Source organism: Paenalicyclobacillus ferrooxydans, assembly GCF_001399675.1.
In the GTDB taxonomy this organism is placed as follows: Bacteria; Bacillota; Bacilli; order Alicyclobacillales; family Alicyclobacillaceae; genus Alicyclobacillus_B; species Alicyclobacillus_B ferrooxydans.
On record NZ_LJCO01000030.1, the window covers coordinates 128,759 to 145,271 of the forward strand.

The following is a 16,513-nucleotide window of genomic DNA, read 5'->3' on the forward strand; positions in this document are numbered from 1 at the left end:
TTCTATGACAGTGTTTTGAGTAGGTTTGTAGGACGGTGACAGTGAGTATGGAGACGCTGGACCTGCTTTACACAGCCTGTTTGCAAGGAGCATCAGATGTACACCTGACAGCAGGGGCCCCACCGATGTTTCGGATCGATGGCCGTCTTACGCGCGTGAGTGAACATGTACTCACCGAGCGAGATACGGAGCAGGTTCTGCGAACAATCCTGACGGATTCTCAGTTCATGCTCCTAGAACAATCAGGCGATCTCGATACTGCCTATGAGCTCGCCGGGGTCTCGCGTTTTCGTGTGAATGCGTACCGTGAGCGGGGACACTACGGAATCGCGATTCGTATCATTCCGACGGCGGTTCCCCGCTTTGAGGACCTTGGTCTCCCCACGATACTCAGAGACTTTGCAAGGCGACAAAACGGCCTTGTGCTCGTCACCGGATCGACAGGGGATGGCAAGTCTACAACCCTCGCTGCCCTCATCGATGTTATCAACCGCACCGAATCTCGTCATGTCGTGACTCTGGAAGACCCAATTGAATACTTGCATACACATCGCCAATCCATCATCAATCAACGTGAGGTTGGCCACGATACAATTTCGTTTGCACAAGGTCTGCGGGCGGCACTGCGTCAAGATCCCGATGTTATTTTAATCGGTGAACTGCGCGATTTGGAGACGATGCAGATTGCCATTACGGCTGCGGAAACAGGACATCTGGTCTTTGCAACCTTGCACACGAACACTGCAGCACAGACGATTGATCGCATCATTGACGTGTTTCCCGAAGTACAACAGCACAAGATTCGCCAACAACTTGCATCCGTCTTGGTGGGGATTTGCTGTCAGAAGTTGTTGCCCCATCCATCAGGCCGCGGGCGCGTTGTCGCCTGTGAGATACTTTTAAATACGCCTGCAGTAGGTAATTTGATTCGCATGGAGAAGATTCATCAGTTGCAGACCGTGATGCAAACAGGACGCGCTGAGGGCATGCAAACGATGGAGATGCATGTCAAGGAACTCATGATAAGTGGTCAAATTCGCAACGAAGATTATCACCGTTTATACTCCCCGGCAGCCTTTCGATAACCTCGATCAAACAGTCACTTCGTCATAAATTCAGCATGAACGGACCACACAATCTCAACATCGGATTGAAAACTCTTCAATAGTTAATGTCTAGACTGACTCTCATAGAGGAAAAAAGCCTGATTCAGGTGTCGGGACGCACAAAAATGGACTTTGATATAGACCTTGATATAAAGGGGGGGTGGCGTGACGTGGAGGTTAGTGACGAGAATCGTGTCAAAAAGCAGCAGGCGCAGGCGAGACGCAATCAGCGTCGCTTGTGGTGGGTCTCTGCATTGTCCTGGAGCACACTGGCCCTTGCCATCACCGGCTTTATTACAGCTTGGAATCAAGTGAGTCACAGCACGCCGCAAAGTGCCGTGTCTGCTTTCAGTCCGACTGGCAGCGGGTCAGTTGGCAGCGTTACGGGCAACGGCGGGACATCGATCAACGGGTACGGCGAAGGCAGTGGAGATGACGGATTTGGCGGGGGGGGGAGCAACTACGGCGGTGGTTACGGAAGTGGTGCAGGCAGCGGGTTGTTTGGAGGGGCCAGCGGATCGGGTGGAACGAGTGGATTCGGATCTGCTGGTCCGAGTCAGAGTGGCAGCGGCCTGTTTGGAAGTGGTGCATCATGATGGTCAAACAAACAGATCGGCTCGCCAGGGAACAATTTCGAGCAATGGGGACAAACGTTGAAGTCGCACTTGTTACTGAAGCGCATCACCGACAAATCGATGTCACAGACGCCCTTCGAGCGGTGAAAGAGCAGATTCTGACCCTCGAACAAAAACTGTCCAGGTTTCATCCGGACAGCGAGGTGTCCCGAATCAATCAACAACCCGGCCGCTTTGTCCCGGTTTCTGAAGCAGTCATTTGCGTGGTCGAGCTTGCGCTCGAATCCTATCGCGTGAGCAACGGTTTGTTCTGTCCTTGGGTTGGCGGAATTATGGAAGGACTCGGTTACAACGTCTCCTTTGAACAGATCGGCAAAGGCTCCCCGTTGCTGTCGCGAACCGTGAAGACAGCGATACCCCCGTCGAAGTGGGTGTTTTTTTCCAATGAACGTCCGCCGTTGCACGTTCAGCGGTCGTCTGGCCTCGTCTCAGTTGACCCGGGTTTTTGCCTCGATCTGGGCGGCATAGCCAAGGGCTGGATCGTCGAGCAGACCGTCAATGAGTTGGTTTCCAGAGGTTTTCACAACTTCGTAGTGAGTGCTGGAGGTGACATGGTCTGCCGAGGCAGTCACCCGGATGGACCTTGGACTGTTGGGATCGAAAATCCATGGGATGACCGGGAACACCTGTTCACACTTGATGTGGAGAACCTGGCTCTGGCCACAAGCGGTACGTACCGGCGCAGGTGGCACAGTCAAGAGGGGGAAGTACACCACCTGATTGACCCGAGAACAGGCCGGCCCTCCACATCAGATATCGTTTCATGCTCTATGCTTTCGACACGCCTCACTGGCGCGGAAGTCCTGGCTAAAACGGTGTTGCTGCTGGGGCAGGAACAAGGTGAGAGATGGGTCCGCGACTACCCACATCGAGGATTTGTACTCATCACCCGGGACAAGGAGGTAGTGCACGCATGGAACTCGTCCACGAACGCCAAGTCCCTGCCATGACTGTGAGTGCCTTGTTTCTGTTTCTTGTCATCACAGGTTCATACGGTTATACCCATCTGTTTTTTTCGAACCAACCCAGTATCAATCAGTTCTATTGGATGATGGACCGATCCGCTGGGCTTGTCGCCTATGAACTGCTCGCTTTTAGCGTGGTCCTTGGCTTAACCACTGCGAGTTCAATGTGGGACCGCCTGCGTCTGCGCCGCGTTGTCACACAGTTGCACCAGTTTTCCGCCCTTCTTACAGCTTGCTTCGTCGGGCTGCACTTATGGGGATTGCATCTGGATCAGATGATCTCGTTCCCGTGGCCAAAATTGCTCATTCCCCTGGCGTCTGACTACAGACCTTTTCCAACTGCACTCGGTGTGCTTACGTTGTACGGTCTAATTGCACTGATTGCCTCTTCCATGCTTCGGGAGCGAGTTGGCGTAAAGGCATGGCGAACGATTCACTTCGCCTATGTTCCAATGTTCATACTCGTCACATTTCACGGCATGTTGTCTGGTACGGATTCGACCCAGCCGTGGGCCATCTGGTTTTACGCAGTACCTTTTTTCTTGTTTATCGTACTGATGTACGTAAGAGTTGGGAAATACAAAGCAACACTGAACGGAAAGAGCAGACCCAAGCTACACCGGACAGTGGTGCCAAATTCGGTCAGGATCGACAGGATTCAGTCTGAAGATGTACAAACAAACAAAGACCGCGAAGCCGCACGAGACACGGCTTTTCCTTAAACGTTTTTACCGGTCAAAGGCAGGGTACGTTTGTCCCAGTCGGAGAAGTTCCGATACAGTAACCATCTTGTATCCTCGACGCGCAAGCTCGGGAATAATCCCGCTTAGTGCGGCAATCGTCTGGCTCCGGTTACCTCCTTGGTCATGAAACAGCAAAATATCCCCGCTCTTGACTTCTTTCAAGACCCTCGACACGATCCTGTCGGTTCCAGGGTTACTCCAATCTCTTGAGTCGACACTCCACAGTACAATCTTGTAGTTGTTTTTGCTCGACGCGATAAGGATGCTCTTATCAAAGCGCCCTCGAGGAGGTCGAAACAAGTGCGCTGCTTCATGACCTGTGACGGTTACCATTGCAGCCTGTTCTTGCAGAAGCTCGGACTCAACGCGTGAAGCGGGCACGCGTACGAGTAGTTCGTGGGAATAGGAGTGATTAGCCACTTCATCGCCGTCTTTAAGTTCTTCGCGTATCAAATTGGGATAGCGCTGAATGCGCGAGCCTATGACGAAAAAGGTTGCGCTCGCATGATGTTCTCGAAGCAGTTTTAGGATTTGCGGTGTGAACGTGGCACTCGGTCCGTCGTCAAACGTAATTGCAACAGCTTTCTCTGACGTTTGCACATGCCGAATGACGTCCGCCTGCCGCGCGTCTTCACCAACGTCAGCTTTTGCTGCAGAGCAGTTTACGAAGGATATGGATGTACTTGCAATGAGAAGCGCAAAACCAAAACGGAGCGCCATCCACCGGAAACTTGGTCGCATAGCTACACCTGTTCTTTGTGGCGTTCGATTCGTCATTATTGACATCGTCGTAGTAGGATGCCCAACCTTGTATGCTTGCATGTGTATATAACACAAAAAGCTGTCGAGCTTTTCTCGACAGCTTTTTGTGGCATCACGCGGCTCCGCAATCGTGGTGCGACAACCCATTCCATCATTTGGTCAGGAACTGACTAGACTCTGGACTGACGGGTTTCAAGAAACTCCTCCACCTCAGGGCGAGTTTTTGCATACTTGCTGTGAAGGTGGGCAATCTTTTGTCCGTTTTGGAAAACGAGCAGACTCGGAACTCCCATCACTTGATACTCTTCAGTAACCGCTGGAACATCTTCTCCGTTGACATCGTACCAATCGTATTCACTGTGGTTGGCAACAATGTCGTCGATGTACGTGTTCAGGCGTTTGCAGTCTGGGCACCATGTGGTATAGAACTTCACAACCGTCGGTTTTTCCGACGAGATAATTTCACGAAACTGAGCTTCGTTTTCAATCTGGATCAATTCACTCACTCCTTCGGCAACGTATAGACTGTGGCGGTTTTTAATAACCTTTGGCTACTTACTTTACGTGTATAGCTTACCACGAGATATAGCCTCTTGTAACGGTGGGTTACAGCTTATGTAAAGTTTTGATGAAGCCCGATCGATCGAGGGATTTCTCGCGTACAATGGCGCTAAAGCCAAACTCAAGGGAGACAGGTCTCCATGAAGGACATGTTGACGTTGCAAAGAACAGAAGTGTTTGGACATCGTGGGTGGTCTGCACGATACCCGGAGAACACAATGGCTGCATTTATCAGTGCCTTGGAGATTGGTGTCGACGGCATCGAGTTCGATGTGCATCTGACCAAAGATGGTGAGATTGTTGTCATCCACGACGCGAACCTCGAACGTACCACCAACGGACATGGATGCGTTGAGGACTATACACTGACAGAACTGCGTCAACTCGATGCTGGGAGCTGGTTCCACGAATCGTTTCGGGGGCAGGTTATACCGACTCTTGATGAGGTGCTTGAACTTGTCCGTCTGCATATCCGTCCAGTGAAAATGAACATCGAACTGAAGTACGGCCGGACACCCTACGCAGGACTCGGTGAGAATGTATGGCGCAAAGTAACAGCTTGCGGTCTTGCTTCAAACACCATCATTTCATCTTTCAACCACTTTGCCCTGCGCGACTTAAAACGGGACGTTCCACAGGCACAAGTTGCCATCTTATACACGGAGGGCCTCGTCGACCCTTGGCGATATGCCGTGTTCCTAGATGCCGAGGGGCTGCACCCGTTCCATCAATCATTTGATGAAGAAGTTGTGCTGGATGCGCACCGTGCAGGTCGGGCTGTTCGTCCATATACAGTCAACGACGTATCGATTATGAAAAGACTGATCCAATAGAATGTGGATGCCATCATTACGGATCATCCAAATGTCTTGCTCGCCCTCGAAGGCAGGAACAGTCACCAGATCCCTAGCGGGACCTGACCTCGTAGATGGCAAATTTCAAGTAGTGACCTTCGTCGACGCCAGCGATTTCAGGGTGATCTTTTCCGGCGCCTGCCCAGTGAACAAGTCGAAGAACCTTGTGAGCATCCACGGCTGCATCCAGGATGACATCCCGAAACATTTCCGGACGTAAATGGTACGAGCAGCTTGCCGTTACCAAGAAGCCTCCGTCACGTACCAACTTAAGACCTCTGAGGTTGATCTCCTTGTACCCTCGAAGAGCCCCTTCGAGGGCTCTTTTTGACTTCGCAAATGCCGGGGGATCCAGGATCACCACATCATAGCTTCTTTTTGCTGTTTCTTCGTCACGAAGAAAGTCAAAGGCGTTTGCAGCCACAAAGTCGACCCGCTCAGCGACTTCATTCAACGCTGCGTTTGCCTGTGCAACTTGAATGGCAGACTCGGAGATGTCTACTGCAGTTACGTGATGTGCACCGTATTTTGCAGCGTGTACAGTGAACGCGCCGGTATGACAGAAACATTCGAGAACGTCAGCACCCTTGTCACCTCGCCACCCCGTCATTAAGGGAGCGATTGCCGCGCGATTTTCCCGTTGATCAAAAAAGTACCCGGTTTTTTGCCCTTCTGGAATATCGACCAAAAAGCGCATCCCGTTCTCCTCAATTTCGATCCGGTCGGGCACGTCGCCCATCCAGACACCCGTTTCGAGGGGCAGCCCTTCCAGCCGACGAACCGGTACGTCATTGCGTAAAAAGATGCCTCTCGGCGAAAAGACATGAACCAGAGCGGACCGGATTGTATTCTTAAAACGTTCCATACCGAGGGACAGTATCTGTACAGACAGGACATCCCGATACTTGTCCACAATTAACCCAGGGAGAAAATCAGCTTCGCCGTACACAATCCGGCAGGATTCACTTTGGCCGCCCAGGAACCGCTGTCTGTACGCGTACGCTTCTGCAATGCGCTGGATAAAAAATCCCTCATTGACCACCTCATCTCGGTTGTAGCTGAAAACGCGTGCCACCATCTGTGAATCCGGGTTGTACATTCCGAGAGCAAGGAACACTCCTTGGTGATTCACAATCTCGATAGTACCGTCGGGTCCAATGTCCCCTTCAACGCGATTTACTTCGCTTTGGTACACCCAAGGGTGACCTGCCTCGATTCTTCGTTTGCGGTTCCGGTGCAGCACCATCTTGGCTCGCATATGACATCCCTCGCAGCTATTATGTTACGCACCTGACGGTGCGTCCGTCTTGAAAGTGTTCATTTTACAAAAGTTTCTAAAGGGGATCCCGTTTCAAAAGATCTCCATAAGTTATTAACATTCCTCAGCTATAATAACCAACAGTTTAGACAAGTCCAAACGTGCGATAGTATCGCTGATTCAATGTACTGGAGAAAGGAAGATAAAAATGGTGGGATCATCATTGGCGTCTCTGTATCATCTGTTTCCAGCCACGATTCATCCGATGGTCGTCCATTTTACAATTGCCATTGTGTACCTGGCAGGGTTTGCAGGTCTGATCGGAGTAGTTTGGCGAGGGAGAGACGGGTTTTTTCCGAAGTTGTACTTGTTGATGCTGTTTCTTGCCATTCTAGCGACCATCGCAGCTGGGGCAGCGGGCGTCATCAGTGAGTCTTACCTTAAATCTATTCCCCATGGAGTAGCCTCGACACTAGAAACACACAAGTCATATGGGGAACTGACAGGTGTCAGTGTTGTCATTGCCTTTGTACTGCAATCTTGGCGCTGGTGGCGAAAGAAGCCCTTGTGGAGTGTGTCGTTGGTATCTCTCCTGTTTGCCATCGTTGCTGTTGTCTTTGTCAGCATGGCTGGGCATCTCGGCGGTATGATGGTGTACCACCACGGCTTAGGTGTGTCTTAACGACCCATCCTCGCACGGTTGTGCTTGGCGCAGGCTGTCGTCTAGGATAAGGATGACAGATTTGCTCATGAAAGCAGGTGACCAAGAGTGGTAGAGAAAGTGAACCTTGCCGACAAGTTTGCTCTGTTTCAGGACCACTGGCATCCGCGGATTGCGGGCGAAGTCAACGACATGCATGTTAAGTTGACCAAACTAAAAGGCGAATTCCTGTGGCACACGCACGATGCAGAAGACGAAATGTTTTTGGTTGTGAGGGGTGAACTCCTGATTCGATTGCGTGACCAAGAGATTACCGTTCGTGAGGGTGAGTTCATCGTCATTCCGCACGGGGTGGAACACCAGCCTGTTGCACGGGAAGAGGTTGAGGTTGTCCTGTTTGAACCGAAGGACACACTGAACACCGGGAACGTAGAAAATGAACGAACCGTTTCAGATTTGGAGTGGATTTAGCAGCACCAAATGTAAATCACGTTCATCGTTGATTGCGAAAAGACCCCGTGTAGTCTAACCGAGCTACACGGGGTCTTCTTGCGGACTATGACATCTGAAACTTTCGCAAAAAGTGCAGGTCTTTTAGTGTTTGTGACGAGGACTTTAACACACTTTTCAACCCCCCTTGAGAGGAGGAGTTTGCATGCCTGAGCTTGCTGTGAAACCGAAGACTTGGACAGGAAATACAACGTGCAGTTTCTGCGGGACGGGATGCACATTGTCGGTGTCCGTCGCAGACGGTTCCATTGTTGACGTAACCGGTGACAAACAGGGACCTGTAAACAGAGGCGAGTCTTGCGTTAAAGGAATTCAGGCTTGGAAGTACATTCAGTCCGAAAAGCGGCTTAAATACCCATTGATTCGAAGAAATGGTGAACTGCAGAGGGCTTCTTGGGATGAAGCCCTTGACTTGATTACAGAGAAACTCACGTTCATTCGGGAAACATCGGGGCCGAATTCAATTGGCTGCTTGAGTTCGTCCCGAGCAACGAACGAAATGAACTACCTTGCTCAGAAACTGATGCGTCAGGTCATTGGGACCAACAATATTGACAGTTGTAACCGAACTTGACACGCTCCCAGTGTCGTCAGTTTGACGACTGTGTTCGGGAGTGGCGCTGACACAGCTTCATACGAGGATTTCGAAAACACGGACTGCATTATCGCATGGGGCTCAAATGCCCAAGAAGCACACCCCGTAATCTGGAATCATATGCGTCGCGGCGTGAAGAACGGTGCAAAACTTGTGGTGATTGATCCGCGCAAATTACCTATGGCCAAGAGTGCTTTGCACTATCTTCCGGTCAAGACAGGTACCGATATTGTGCTTGCAAACGCCATCGGTAACGTAATCATCAATGAAGGATTGTACAATACTCGATTCGTAAATCGAGTGACTGAAGGGTTCGAGTCATACAAGATGCAGGTTCAAGTGTATACACCGGAATACGCGGAAGAATTGACAGGCGTGAAAGCAGACATAATTCAGGAGGCAGCTCGTCTGTACGCTACTTCACCGCGAGCCGTGATCGCTTGGACGCTCGGTGTAACCGAGCATCCCAACGGAGCAAACAATGTTCATTCAATCGTGAACCTGGCACTGTTGACAGGCCACATTGGCAGGCCTGGAACCGGATTAATGCCGTTGCGGGGGCAAAACAACGTGCAGGGCGGCGGTGACATGGGAGCTCTTCCGAACAAACTCCCAGGATTCTTCGACGTAACCGATGACGTGGCCCGCAGTCGCTTTAATGAGGCTTGGAATTGTACGATCCCACCGCAAAATGGGCTCCATTTGTCAGGCATGTTTGATGCGGCACACATGGGGTTGATGCGGGGGATGTACATCATTGGTGAAAACCCCGTTCAATCGGATGCCAATGCACATGCCGTTGAAGCTGCACTGACTGGTCTGGATTTTCTCGTTGTTCAAGATCTGTTTTTGACTAAGACGGCAGCACTTGCAGACGTGGTTCTTCCGGCGGCGGGGTGGGCAGAGGTTGAAGGTACGTACACGAACAGTGAACGAGGCGTGCAGAGGGTGCGAGCATTTGTGGATCCGCCAGGAGAAGCTAGAGACGATATCGTGATTCTGCAGGATATCGCAAACCGATTGGGTGCTGCGTGGAATTACGGTTGGGCGTCAGATGTGTGGGATGAGCTACGCAGTCTGAGTCCGTCTCATTATGGCATGAGTTACGAACGGCTTGACAGAGAAATTGAGCTGCAGTGGCCATGCTTGTCTCTGGAAGAACCACCCACAAAGCTGTTGCACACCCGTCTGCATCAAGAGGATTTTGGGCCTTTAGTACCGTTTATTCCTGTCGACTATGAACCGCCGCTCGAACCCGTGGATGGGGAATATCCGTTTGTGTTGATCACGGGTCGCCGCTTGGCTTTCTACAACACAGGTGTGATGACGAATGACTACGGAACGAAAGTAAAGGGACAAGAAGAAGTACTGGAAATGAATCCGGAGGATGCATTAGTCCTTCAGCTCCATGACGGAGAAATCGTTCGTGTTACGTCACGGCGGGGTACAGTTTTGGTTCCAGTAAAGTCTACCGATAAGATGCAATCGGGGAATGTGTGGTTGTCATTCCACTTCCCCGATCAAGTCAATACCAACATTCTGACGAACGACGATTATGACAAAAAGTCAGGTGTTGCACCGTACAAATACACGGCAGTAAAGATAGAAAAGACTAAGGCCTGATTTGCCTCTACAGGTTCCTAGCTTTCGGGGCCGTGCACCGCATCGATGCAGATGCGCGCACGGCTTTTTCTTCGTCGCGAAAGCAGGAAGACGATGATGAGGACCATCCCCACTCCTCCTGGAATCAGCCAAAATACGCTGAGGGGGTGGGAGGAATGGACGCGTAATGATGCAATTTGCGCAAAGGAACTTGCCTGCGCAAATAAAGGCAATGTGACGGATGGTTCATCTGCGAGAGAATATGTCAAATTTCCAACGTGGAGCCAAGCGTTCTGCTGCACAGGAACACTTGCAGCTGCCTGTAGGAAGGTGCTGCCCGGTGTCCTCGTAGCACGGCCTGTCACTGCACCCAGGTTCAGGGTGGCGGGGGGCAGCGCCCGAAGGTGCAGCGTCCCCCTGATTGCGGGGGGATGAGCTTTGTCGACAGTCGCAACGACATTTTCAGTCGCATAGAGCGGGACCATTGATCCGTTCGGGGAGCGCAGTTCATCCACTACAGTACCCTTTTGAACCACCATATCAGTTTGATAATGGTCAAATGCAAAATTGAGCAGCTGAGTAGCATCCTGCATAATTGAGTAATTGGTCGGATTGTCCATCAGAACTGCCAAAAATGTGGTGTTCCCTCGCGTAGCTGCGACGACAAGGGTCTCATGCGCGACACTGGTGTATCCGGTTTTGACTCCGATACTTCCAGGATAAGTAAACAGCATGTGATTGATGTTGTAAAGCTGGGATTGCCATGCCTCACCCTTCCAGTGGTATGTTCGTGTTGAGACAATCTTGCGGAACTCTGGAATTTGCATGGCTGCCTTTGTTATCAGCGCCATATCGTACGCTGTACTTACGTGATTCGGGTCAGGAAGCCCGTTTGGGTTATCAAAATGTGTATGAGTTGCACCAAGTGCTTTTGCCTTGGCGTTCATCATCTTGGCAAAACCAGATACACTGCCACCGTAGTCCTCGGCGATTGCCACAGCCGCGTCATTGGCAGAGATCAGCATTAATCCATACAGCATCTGCAGAAGCGGTTCGGATTCCCCCGGAACAAAATACAGTTTGTCAGGGGGTTGATCCGCCGCATTTTTGCTGACCGGGACCATGTCAGTCAGTTTACCATCTTCAAGTGCCAGCATCGCGGTCATGATCTTTGTGATGCTTGCAGGATAGTGTTCGGCCTCCGGATTTTTCGCATAGACGATAGTGCCTGTGTTCATGTCCATGACGACAGCAGCCTGAGACACAATGTTTGGCCAATTTTCCGGTTGAGTTGTCATGGGAATACCGTTGATATAAGACTGGTTTAATACCAGTTGGGTTGGCTCATTTGGAGTTGCATTTTTGACCTGGTTGACAGACGAGGCACTTATACCTGAAGTTGCATCTGCTTCAGCGGCCGGGGAGTAGAGATACCCCATAGAGACGATAGCAATCAGGGAAGCAATTGTGCTTCGCAAAAATGGTTTCACAGCGTAATCTCCTTTGATACATTCCCGTCGATCCGGCACGCTGGCCATGACTACTTATTATAGATCCGCATGCTCTGCATGGATAGGCATTGTCAACATGTAACAATGATAAAATCTGAATGATCTGTTTGCGAGAAAGCGTTGCATAAATGTGTGGCAGTGGTCTGCACATATTGGTAAGTTGATAGGTAACATAGGGCAACAAAGGTTGTGAAGCAAGAAATGGGGATGACGCGTTACGGATACAGATGTGCTGATTATTGGGGGAGGTCCTGCAGGACTGTCTGCTGCTTATGCCTGCCAAACACTTGGAATGCGTCATTTGTTGCTTGAAGGGACAGCTGAGCTTGGGGGACAACTGTCCTGGACGCACAGCACGATTCACGGTTTTTTATTCTCAGATGCGCAGTCACCTGCCGCTGTTCGTCAGCAGTTTGTGGATGCCGTCGTGGATAAAGGCTGCCAGTTTGAGACAAGTGTCAAGGCAAAACAGATTATCGTTGGAGACAATCGTCCAATAACCGTTGTTGTTCGTGGGGAGCACGAACAGCGTGATATCACGTGCCGTAAACTTATTGTTGCTGCAGGAGCAAAAGCAAGGCGGCTTGGCGTTCCCGGTGAGGACTTGCCCCAGGTGTACGGAGCGAGCTTCTCCGTAACGAAGCATTCTGCCTTGTTTCAAGGTAAGGTTGTGGCTGTCATAGGGGGCGGTGACAGGGCTTTGGAAGGAGCGCTCTACGCGGCGAATGCGGGAGCACAGGTCATGCTCATTCATCGAGGAGCTGAGTTTTCGGCAAGGCAGGAATTTCGCACTGCCCTGTTGCGGCAACCTCAAGTGAAAGTCATGCTGAATACAAGTGTGGCGAGCATTTCGAACTCTTCCCGCGGGATGCAACAGGTCACGAGGAATATGATGGGTACAGTAAAGCTTCGCCTCGTTAATCACTGTGAGGGCCAATGTTCTGAAGAGATTGTGGACGCTGTGGTGCTTCGTATTGGAATGGCGCCTGATACCACCCTCTTGGAAGGCGTGGCGAAGATGAACGCAGACCACACGGTTGTCACGAACCGATTCCTACAGACTACGCATTCGGATATCTACGCAATTGGCGACATTGCCACACCAACCTTTGCCACCAGCCTGGCTGTCGCTGTCAGTCACGGTGCATTGGCGGTGCGGCACATCGCGTTGACACTCGGAGATTAGAATTATGAAGTGCCGCGTCTGCTTTGAACGGCTGAAGCTAGACGATGTACCGCCTTTTCCAGTTGCACTCGGGGACAAGCAATGTTCATTCGAACAAACCCGCTTCCACCAAGTCCGAAAGTGTGGCCTTGATTCATCGCAACCCCGGCTGTACGATTCATGAACACAGCGAGATCGTCATCGCTAAGACCGAGTCCCCTGCAATCGAGCCACATCAGATAGGTGCCTTCCAACGGAGCAGCCTTAATTTCAGGTGCGTGTTCTTCAAGATAAGAAGTCACAAAGGATGCGTTTTCTGCTAAATAAGGGAGCAATTCATCAAGCCATTCTGCGCCATCTGAATAGGCCTTATGTAAAGCCAGTGCGCCGAAAATGTTCGGGCTTGACAGATGGTACGTCTGAAGTGCGTGTTTAAACCGGTTTCTCAACACTTCATCCGGAATGATGGCGATGGCACTTTGCAAACCGGCCAAGTTAAAGGTCTTACTCGGCGCAATAAAGGTTGTAGAGTTGTTTGCGACGCCATCGGAAACAGATGCAAATGGAGTATGGTGGAATCCGGGCATTACGAGATCGGAGTGAATCTCATCTGCGATCACGAATAGTCCGTTTTCCGTGCAGATGTCGGCTAACTCCTGTAATTCGCTTTTCGTCCAGACTCTTGAGACAGGATTGTGCGGGCTGCATAAAATGAGCACTTTAGCCTGCTTTGCTTGTTCACGAAGATTGCTCAAGTCCATTCGATATGTACCATCTTCACGCATGAGCAGGGGATTGACCAGGAGTGTGCGGTCGAGGTTCTCGACAATATGCGCAAACGGATGATAAACGGGCGTCTGTATGATGACTGCCTCGCCCTTCTCAGTTAACAGGGTTAACAGAAACGACAAACCGGTCAGAACACCCGGGCTGTGTAACATCCATTCAATCGGAGCTTCCCAATTGTGACGTGCCTTGAGCCAATCCGAAACTGGCTGGTAGTAGTCATCGTCACGAAGTCCGTACCCATAAACACCGTGTTGTGCACGCTGAACAAGTGCATCCACAACGGCTCTTGGAGACTCAAAATCCATATCCGCAACCCACATTGGAATGGCTTCGGAATTGCTGAAAAGCCGTTCGAGTGAACCCCATTTGGTCGAGTCGGTGTTTTTGCGATCCACTTCCCGATTAAAATCATGCGGCATGTTTGCTCCCCCTATCAGAGTTTTCTGGTCGCTATATGTATAAGAATCTCACAAACATGTCTCGTTGTCGAAGCGACGCCCAAGATCCGAATGAGGGGCATCATTTCGGACCGTGTTGACTGCATGCGGGCATACAATTTGCAGGGAACAAGTCAACCTCGCTGGCACTGATTCACGCGAGCATAAATTCTGTTCCGCATCACATACTACAGTCTGCGCTCGGAGGTATTCGACTGACGCACTCCTCTGGTGTGTGTTTCGTCTGCATCTCAGCAGAATCCAAAAACGAGCTGATGGGAGGTCGGTACTGTGGCAGACAAGCGGAACGAGGAACAAATGGTCCTGGGGAACGACGGGGAAGGCGACGAGTACGTTGAGTCGGTAGAAAACAGTATCGACAGAATGCGCGACGAAGGTGGTATTGCCCCAGAGCTCCCGCACAGTGAAAAGCGGGCAGCAGAGATCCAGCGTCAACTCGAGGATGGAACTCTGCACTCCTGAAGGAGGCGATAATTTGGATCGAACCGAACATCATACAACTATGTCTGATTTGGACTTCTCAGTACAAAGCAAGGATATTCCAATTCTCAATACTTACCAGGGGCAATGGGCTTTAACAGGCGAGGGTTCTGTTCCAGAGAATTACTGGGTTGTCACGATTGACGGCAATGGTCACCCCTTGGCCGGACACGGCACACCTCAACAGTTTTTCGACCGTGCTAACGAAATGGGATGGGATTGTGCATACGTGGCACCATACGGTCGGCGAGTCATTGGCAAAGATGATGGCATTGAGTTACACGAATGGATACAAGACCATCGAAAGAAGCATATTAGTCATTGAAGGCCGTTTCGGTGGGGCCGACTTGACTCGGCCCCATGTTTCATGATATCGTCAACATCGTTGCTTTGGCAGATTGTTGGGCAGTTGGAAGCAACTGAGTGGTTGCTTGTCATTACAGCGCGGGGTGGAGCAGTTGGCAGCTCGTCGGGCTCATAACCCGAAGGTCGCAGGTTCAAGTCCTGCCCCCGCAACCAAATGGAGCTGTGGTGTAGAGGCCTAACATGCCTGCCTGTCACGCAGGAGACCGCGGGTTCGAATCCCGTCAGCTCCGCCAGAATCATTTGACTTGATAGATGGAATCGACTATGCTATTATAGAGTGCGTTCTGCAAAGGGTCATTAGCTCAATTGGCAGAGCATCCGACTCTTAATCGGCAGGTTGAAGGTTCGATTCCTTCATGACCCACCAATGACGCGGGGTGGAGCAGTTGGCAGCTCGTCGGGCTCATAACCCGAAGGTCGCAGGTTCAAGTCCTGCCCCCGCAACCAAAGAACAGACACCCGGTTAAAACGGGTGTTTTTTTATTGTCCTGTTGCTGTGTGTCCCTCGACGGCACGTCTCTCCATGGATTGGATGTTTCACCGTAGTTCTTCCACGCATTGGTCTGACGTGGCCAGCAGTCCTTGATTTACCTAAAGGGATAAGAACCACGACAGCGAAATAGTGTGGCCATGGGAACTTATTGATGGGGGAGAACTATGCTATTTCGCGTGGGTAAGGTACATATCAGCAGAGCCATTTTAACGAGCAACATTACAGCGCAAGACATGGTGTCAGCTTTTGCCCTTTACATAAATGGCGACTGGGGTGAGACGACGGCCCGGGAAGAAGTCGAAAACGACCTGGCGATTGCCTGCGGGGACCGTATTGTCGGACGCTATTTTTCAGATACGGGAGAAGAATTTTGCATCAGCACCTACGAGGGTGTTACCGAGATTGTTACCACGAGTGAAGTAAAGAATTATACCCGCGCGAAGTAACGCGGAGAAAACGGCAACCATCACCGGTTGAAAGCGGGCTGAGGTCGCAGTAGGATTGTCTACGGTAGTCAGACATGTCGTGACTGCCTTGCAATTGCAGACACGTACCGTCCAGAGCCATCACTACAGCTCTGGCGACAACTGGAGAGGACGGGATCTGCCGTGTATCGAACGTTGATGAAATCAAAAATTCATCGAGCATCTGTTACAAGAACGAATCTCCACTACAAAGGCAGCATAACGATTGACGCTGAACTCGCCAAACAGGCTGACCTGGTGGAAAATGAGTTAGTCCACGTCGTCAATGTGACGAACGGACAACGTTTTGAGACCTATGTGATTCTTGGCGAAGCGGGTTCCCGGTGTATTGAATTGAATGGAGCAGCAGCGCGGCTCGCGGAGCCGGGAGACCTTGTGATTGTGATTTCCTACGGGATGTTTGATGCACTGGAGACGGAGTCCCATAAACCCGTCATTCTAATGGTCGATGACAACAACAACCCCGTGGATTCACTCAGTGTAGAAAGAAACTAATCGGCAACGTGGACCCTCA

18 protein-coding genes, 4 tRNA genes and 1 pseudogene are annotated in these 16,513 nt (G+C 50.9%); 18 read left to right on the top strand and 5 right to left on the bottom strand.

The features are described 5' to 3' along the window. Positions 1–47 precede the first annotated feature (47 nt). From AN477_RS06360 to AN477_RS06375, 4 genes are all read left to right on the top strand, one after another. Entirely contained in the window at positions 48–1,085 is a 1,038-nt protein-coding gene (locus AN477_RS06360; protein WP_054968330.1) for a type IV pilus twitching motility protein PilT, read from the top strand. Between the two features lie 191 nt (positions 1,086–1,276). Next, a complete protein-coding gene (locus AN477_RS06365) occupies positions 1,277–1,702 on the top strand; it encodes a hypothetical protein (protein ID WP_054968331.1) in 426 nt (141 codons plus the stop codon). Then, on the top strand, positions 1,699–2,691 hold the full coding sequence (locus tag AN477_RS06370) for an FAD:protein FMN transferase (protein ID WP_083486018.1): 993 nt from the start codon (positions 1,699–1,701) through the stop codon (positions 2,689–2,691). The genes AN477_RS06365 and AN477_RS06370 overlap by 4 nt, the downstream gene beginning before the upstream one ends. Next, positions 2,655–3,428, top strand: a complete 774-nt coding sequence (locus AN477_RS06375) for a ferric reductase-like transmembrane domain-containing protein (RefSeq protein ID WP_054968333.1) — start codon at positions 2,655–2,657, stop codon at positions 3,426–3,428. The genes AN477_RS06370 and AN477_RS06375 overlap by 37 nt, the downstream gene beginning before the upstream one ends. Positions 3,429–3,434: 6 nt before the next feature. Here the strand turns inward: AN477_RS06375 and AN477_RS06380 are convergent, their stop codons facing one another. Together AN477_RS06380 and AN477_RS06385 are read right to left on the bottom strand one after the other, a co-directional pair. Beyond that, complete coding sequence (locus tag AN477_RS06380) at positions 3,435–4,190, bottom strand: polysaccharide deacetylase family protein (RefSeq protein WP_169787853.1); 756 nt, start codon at positions 4,188–4,190, stop codon at positions 3,435–3,437. Between the two features lie 191 nt (positions 4,191–4,381). Beyond that, positions 4,382–4,708 carry a thioredoxin family protein gene (locus AN477_RS06385; RefSeq protein WP_054968334.1) on the bottom strand — a complete coding sequence of 109 codons (327 nt, stop codon included), beginning with the start codon at positions 4,706–4,708 and terminating at the stop codon, positions 4,382–4,384. Between the two features lie 204 nt (positions 4,709–4,912). Between AN477_RS06385 and AN477_RS06390 the strand changes: the two genes are divergently transcribed. Continuing rightward, entirely contained in the window at positions 4,913–5,605 is a 693-nt protein-coding gene (locus AN477_RS06390; RefSeq protein WP_083486020.1) for a glycerophosphodiester phosphodiesterase, read from the top strand. A 73-nt stretch (positions 5,606–5,678) separates the two neighbouring features. Here the strand turns inward: AN477_RS06390 and AN477_RS06395 are convergent, their stop codons facing one another. Continuing rightward, positions 5,679–6,884 carry a class I SAM-dependent rRNA methyltransferase gene (locus AN477_RS06395; RefSeq protein ID WP_054968335.1) on the bottom strand — a complete coding sequence of 402 codons (1,206 nt, stop codon included), beginning with the start codon at positions 6,882–6,884 and terminating at the stop codon, positions 5,679–5,681. A gap of 211 nt (positions 6,885–7,095) precedes the next feature. On the opposite strand from AN477_RS06395, the gene AN477_RS06400 reads away from it, so the two are divergent. The 4 genes and pseudogenes from AN477_RS06400 to fdhF all read left to right on the top strand — a co-directional run bounded on the left by AN477_RS06400 (position 7,096) and on the right by fdhF (position 10,273). Then, positions 7,096–7,566 (top strand): DUF2231 domain-containing protein, encoded by a 471-nt coding sequence (locus tag AN477_RS06400; RefSeq protein WP_245631739.1) that lies wholly within the window; start codon positions 7,096–7,098, stop codon positions 7,564–7,566. 87 nt (positions 7,567–7,653) lie between these two features. Further along, positions 7,654–8,016, top strand: coding sequence for a cupin domain-containing protein (locus tag AN477_RS06405; RefSeq protein ID WP_054968336.1), 363 nt, complete (start codon positions 7,654–7,656; stop codon positions 8,014–8,016). Between the two features lie 184 nt (positions 8,017–8,200). Continuing rightward, positions 8,201–8,377 (top strand): annotated as a pseudogene (locus tag AN477_RS25755) (hypothetical protein); the annotation flags it as partial. Positions 8,378–8,383: 6 nt separating this feature from the next. Then, positions 8,384–10,273 carry a formate dehydrogenase subunit alpha gene (gene fdhF, locus AN477_RS25760; RefSeq protein ID WP_342668547.1) on the top strand — a complete coding sequence of 630 codons (1,890 nt, stop codon included), beginning with the start codon at positions 8,384–8,386 and terminating at the stop codon, positions 10,271–10,273. 17 nt (positions 10,274–10,290) lie between these two features. On the opposite strand, the gene AN477_RS06420 is transcribed toward fdhF, so the two are convergent. After that, positions 10,291–11,742 carry a D-alanyl-D-alanine carboxypeptidase family protein gene (locus AN477_RS06420; protein WP_054968339.1) on the bottom strand — a complete coding sequence of 484 codons (1,452 nt, stop codon included), beginning with the start codon at positions 11,740–11,742 and terminating at the stop codon, positions 10,291–10,293. A 250-nt stretch (positions 11,743–11,992) separates the two neighbouring features. Between AN477_RS06420 and AN477_RS06425 the strand changes: the two genes are divergently transcribed. Next, entirely contained in the window at positions 11,993–12,949 is a 957-nt protein-coding gene (locus AN477_RS06425; RefSeq protein ID WP_054968340.1) for an NAD(P)/FAD-dependent oxidoreductase, read from the top strand. 2 nt (positions 12,950–12,951) lie between these two features. On the opposite strand, the gene AN477_RS06430 is transcribed toward AN477_RS06425, so the two are convergent. Continuing rightward, positions 12,952–14,136, bottom strand: coding sequence for a MalY/PatB family protein (locus tag AN477_RS06430; RefSeq protein WP_054968341.1), 1,185 nt, complete (start codon positions 14,134–14,136; stop codon positions 12,952–12,954). Between the two features lie 309 nt (positions 14,137–14,445). Here AN477_RS06430 and AN477_RS06435 point away from each other — a divergent pair, with 309 nt between their 5' ends. The 8 genes from AN477_RS06435 to panD all read left to right on the top strand — a co-directional run bounded on the left by AN477_RS06435 (position 14,446) and on the right by panD (position 16,494). After that, positions 14,446–14,637: a hypothetical protein gene (locus AN477_RS06435; protein WP_054968342.1), complete on the top strand. Its 192-nt coding sequence runs from the start codon at positions 14,446–14,448 to the stop codon at positions 14,635–14,637. A 13-nt stretch (positions 14,638–14,650) separates the two neighbouring features. Then, positions 14,651–14,980 (top strand): hypothetical protein, encoded by a 330-nt coding sequence (locus tag AN477_RS06440; RefSeq protein WP_054968343.1) that lies wholly within the window; start codon positions 14,651–14,653, stop codon positions 14,978–14,980. A gap of 118 nt (positions 14,981–15,098) precedes the next feature. After that, positions 15,099–15,174, top strand: a tRNA-Met gene (locus AN477_RS06445). A gap of 3 nt (positions 15,175–15,177) precedes the next feature. Further along, positions 15,178–15,254: transfer RNA gene (locus tag AN477_RS06450), tRNA-Asp, on the top strand. 58 nt (positions 15,255–15,312) lie between these two features. Beyond that, a tRNA-Lys gene (locus AN477_RS06455) sits at positions 15,313–15,388 on the top strand. Positions 15,389–15,392: 4 nt separating this feature from the next. Next, positions 15,393–15,468: transfer RNA gene (locus AN477_RS06460), tRNA-Met, on the top strand. Positions 15,469–15,678: 210 nt separating this feature from the next. Continuing rightward, positions 15,679–15,960 (top strand): hypothetical protein, encoded by a 282-nt coding sequence (locus tag AN477_RS06465; RefSeq protein WP_054968344.1) that lies wholly within the window; start codon positions 15,679–15,681, stop codon positions 15,958–15,960. Between the two features lie 162 nt (positions 15,961–16,122). Beyond that, a complete protein-coding gene (gene panD, locus AN477_RS06470; RefSeq protein WP_054968345.1) occupies positions 16,123–16,494 on the top strand; it encodes an aspartate 1-decarboxylase in 372 nt (123 codons plus the stop codon). The last annotated feature ends 19 nt before the right edge of the window (positions 16,495–16,513 follow it).

What these genes read in the sequence shown, in the direction of transcription:
- AN477_RS06360 (WP_054968330.1), top strand. Translation starts at nt 48, where the DNA reads ATGGAGACGCTGGACCTGCTTTACACAGCCTGTTTGCAAGGAGCATCA.
- AN477_RS06370 (WP_083486018.1), top strand. Translation starts at nt 1,699, where the DNA reads ATGATGGTCAAACAAACAGATCGGCTCGCCAGGGAACAATTTCGAGCA.
- AN477_RS06375 (WP_054968333.1), top strand. Translation starts at nt 2,655, where the DNA reads ATGGAACTCGTCCACGAACGCCAAGTCCCTGCCATGACTGTGAGTGCC.
- AN477_RS06380 (WP_169787853.1), bottom strand. Translation starts at nt 4,190, where the DNA reads ATGCGACCAAGTTTCCGGTGGATGGCGCTCCGTTTTGGTTTTGCGCTT.
- AN477_RS06390 (WP_083486020.1), top strand. Translation starts at nt 4,913, where the DNA reads ATGAAGGACATGTTGACGTTGCAAAGAACAGAAGTGTTTGGACATCGT.
- AN477_RS06395 (WP_054968335.1), bottom strand. Translation starts at nt 6,884, where the DNA reads ATGCGAGCCAAGATGGTGCTGCACCGGAACCGCAAACGAAGAATCGAG.
- AN477_RS06430 (WP_054968341.1), bottom strand. Translation starts at nt 14,136, where the DNA reads ATGCCGCATGATTTTAATCGGGAAGTGGATCGCAAAAACACCGACTCG.
- AN477_RS06465 (WP_054968344.1), top strand. Translation starts at nt 15,679, where the DNA reads ATGCTATTTCGCGTGGGTAAGGTACATATCAGCAGAGCCATTTTAACG.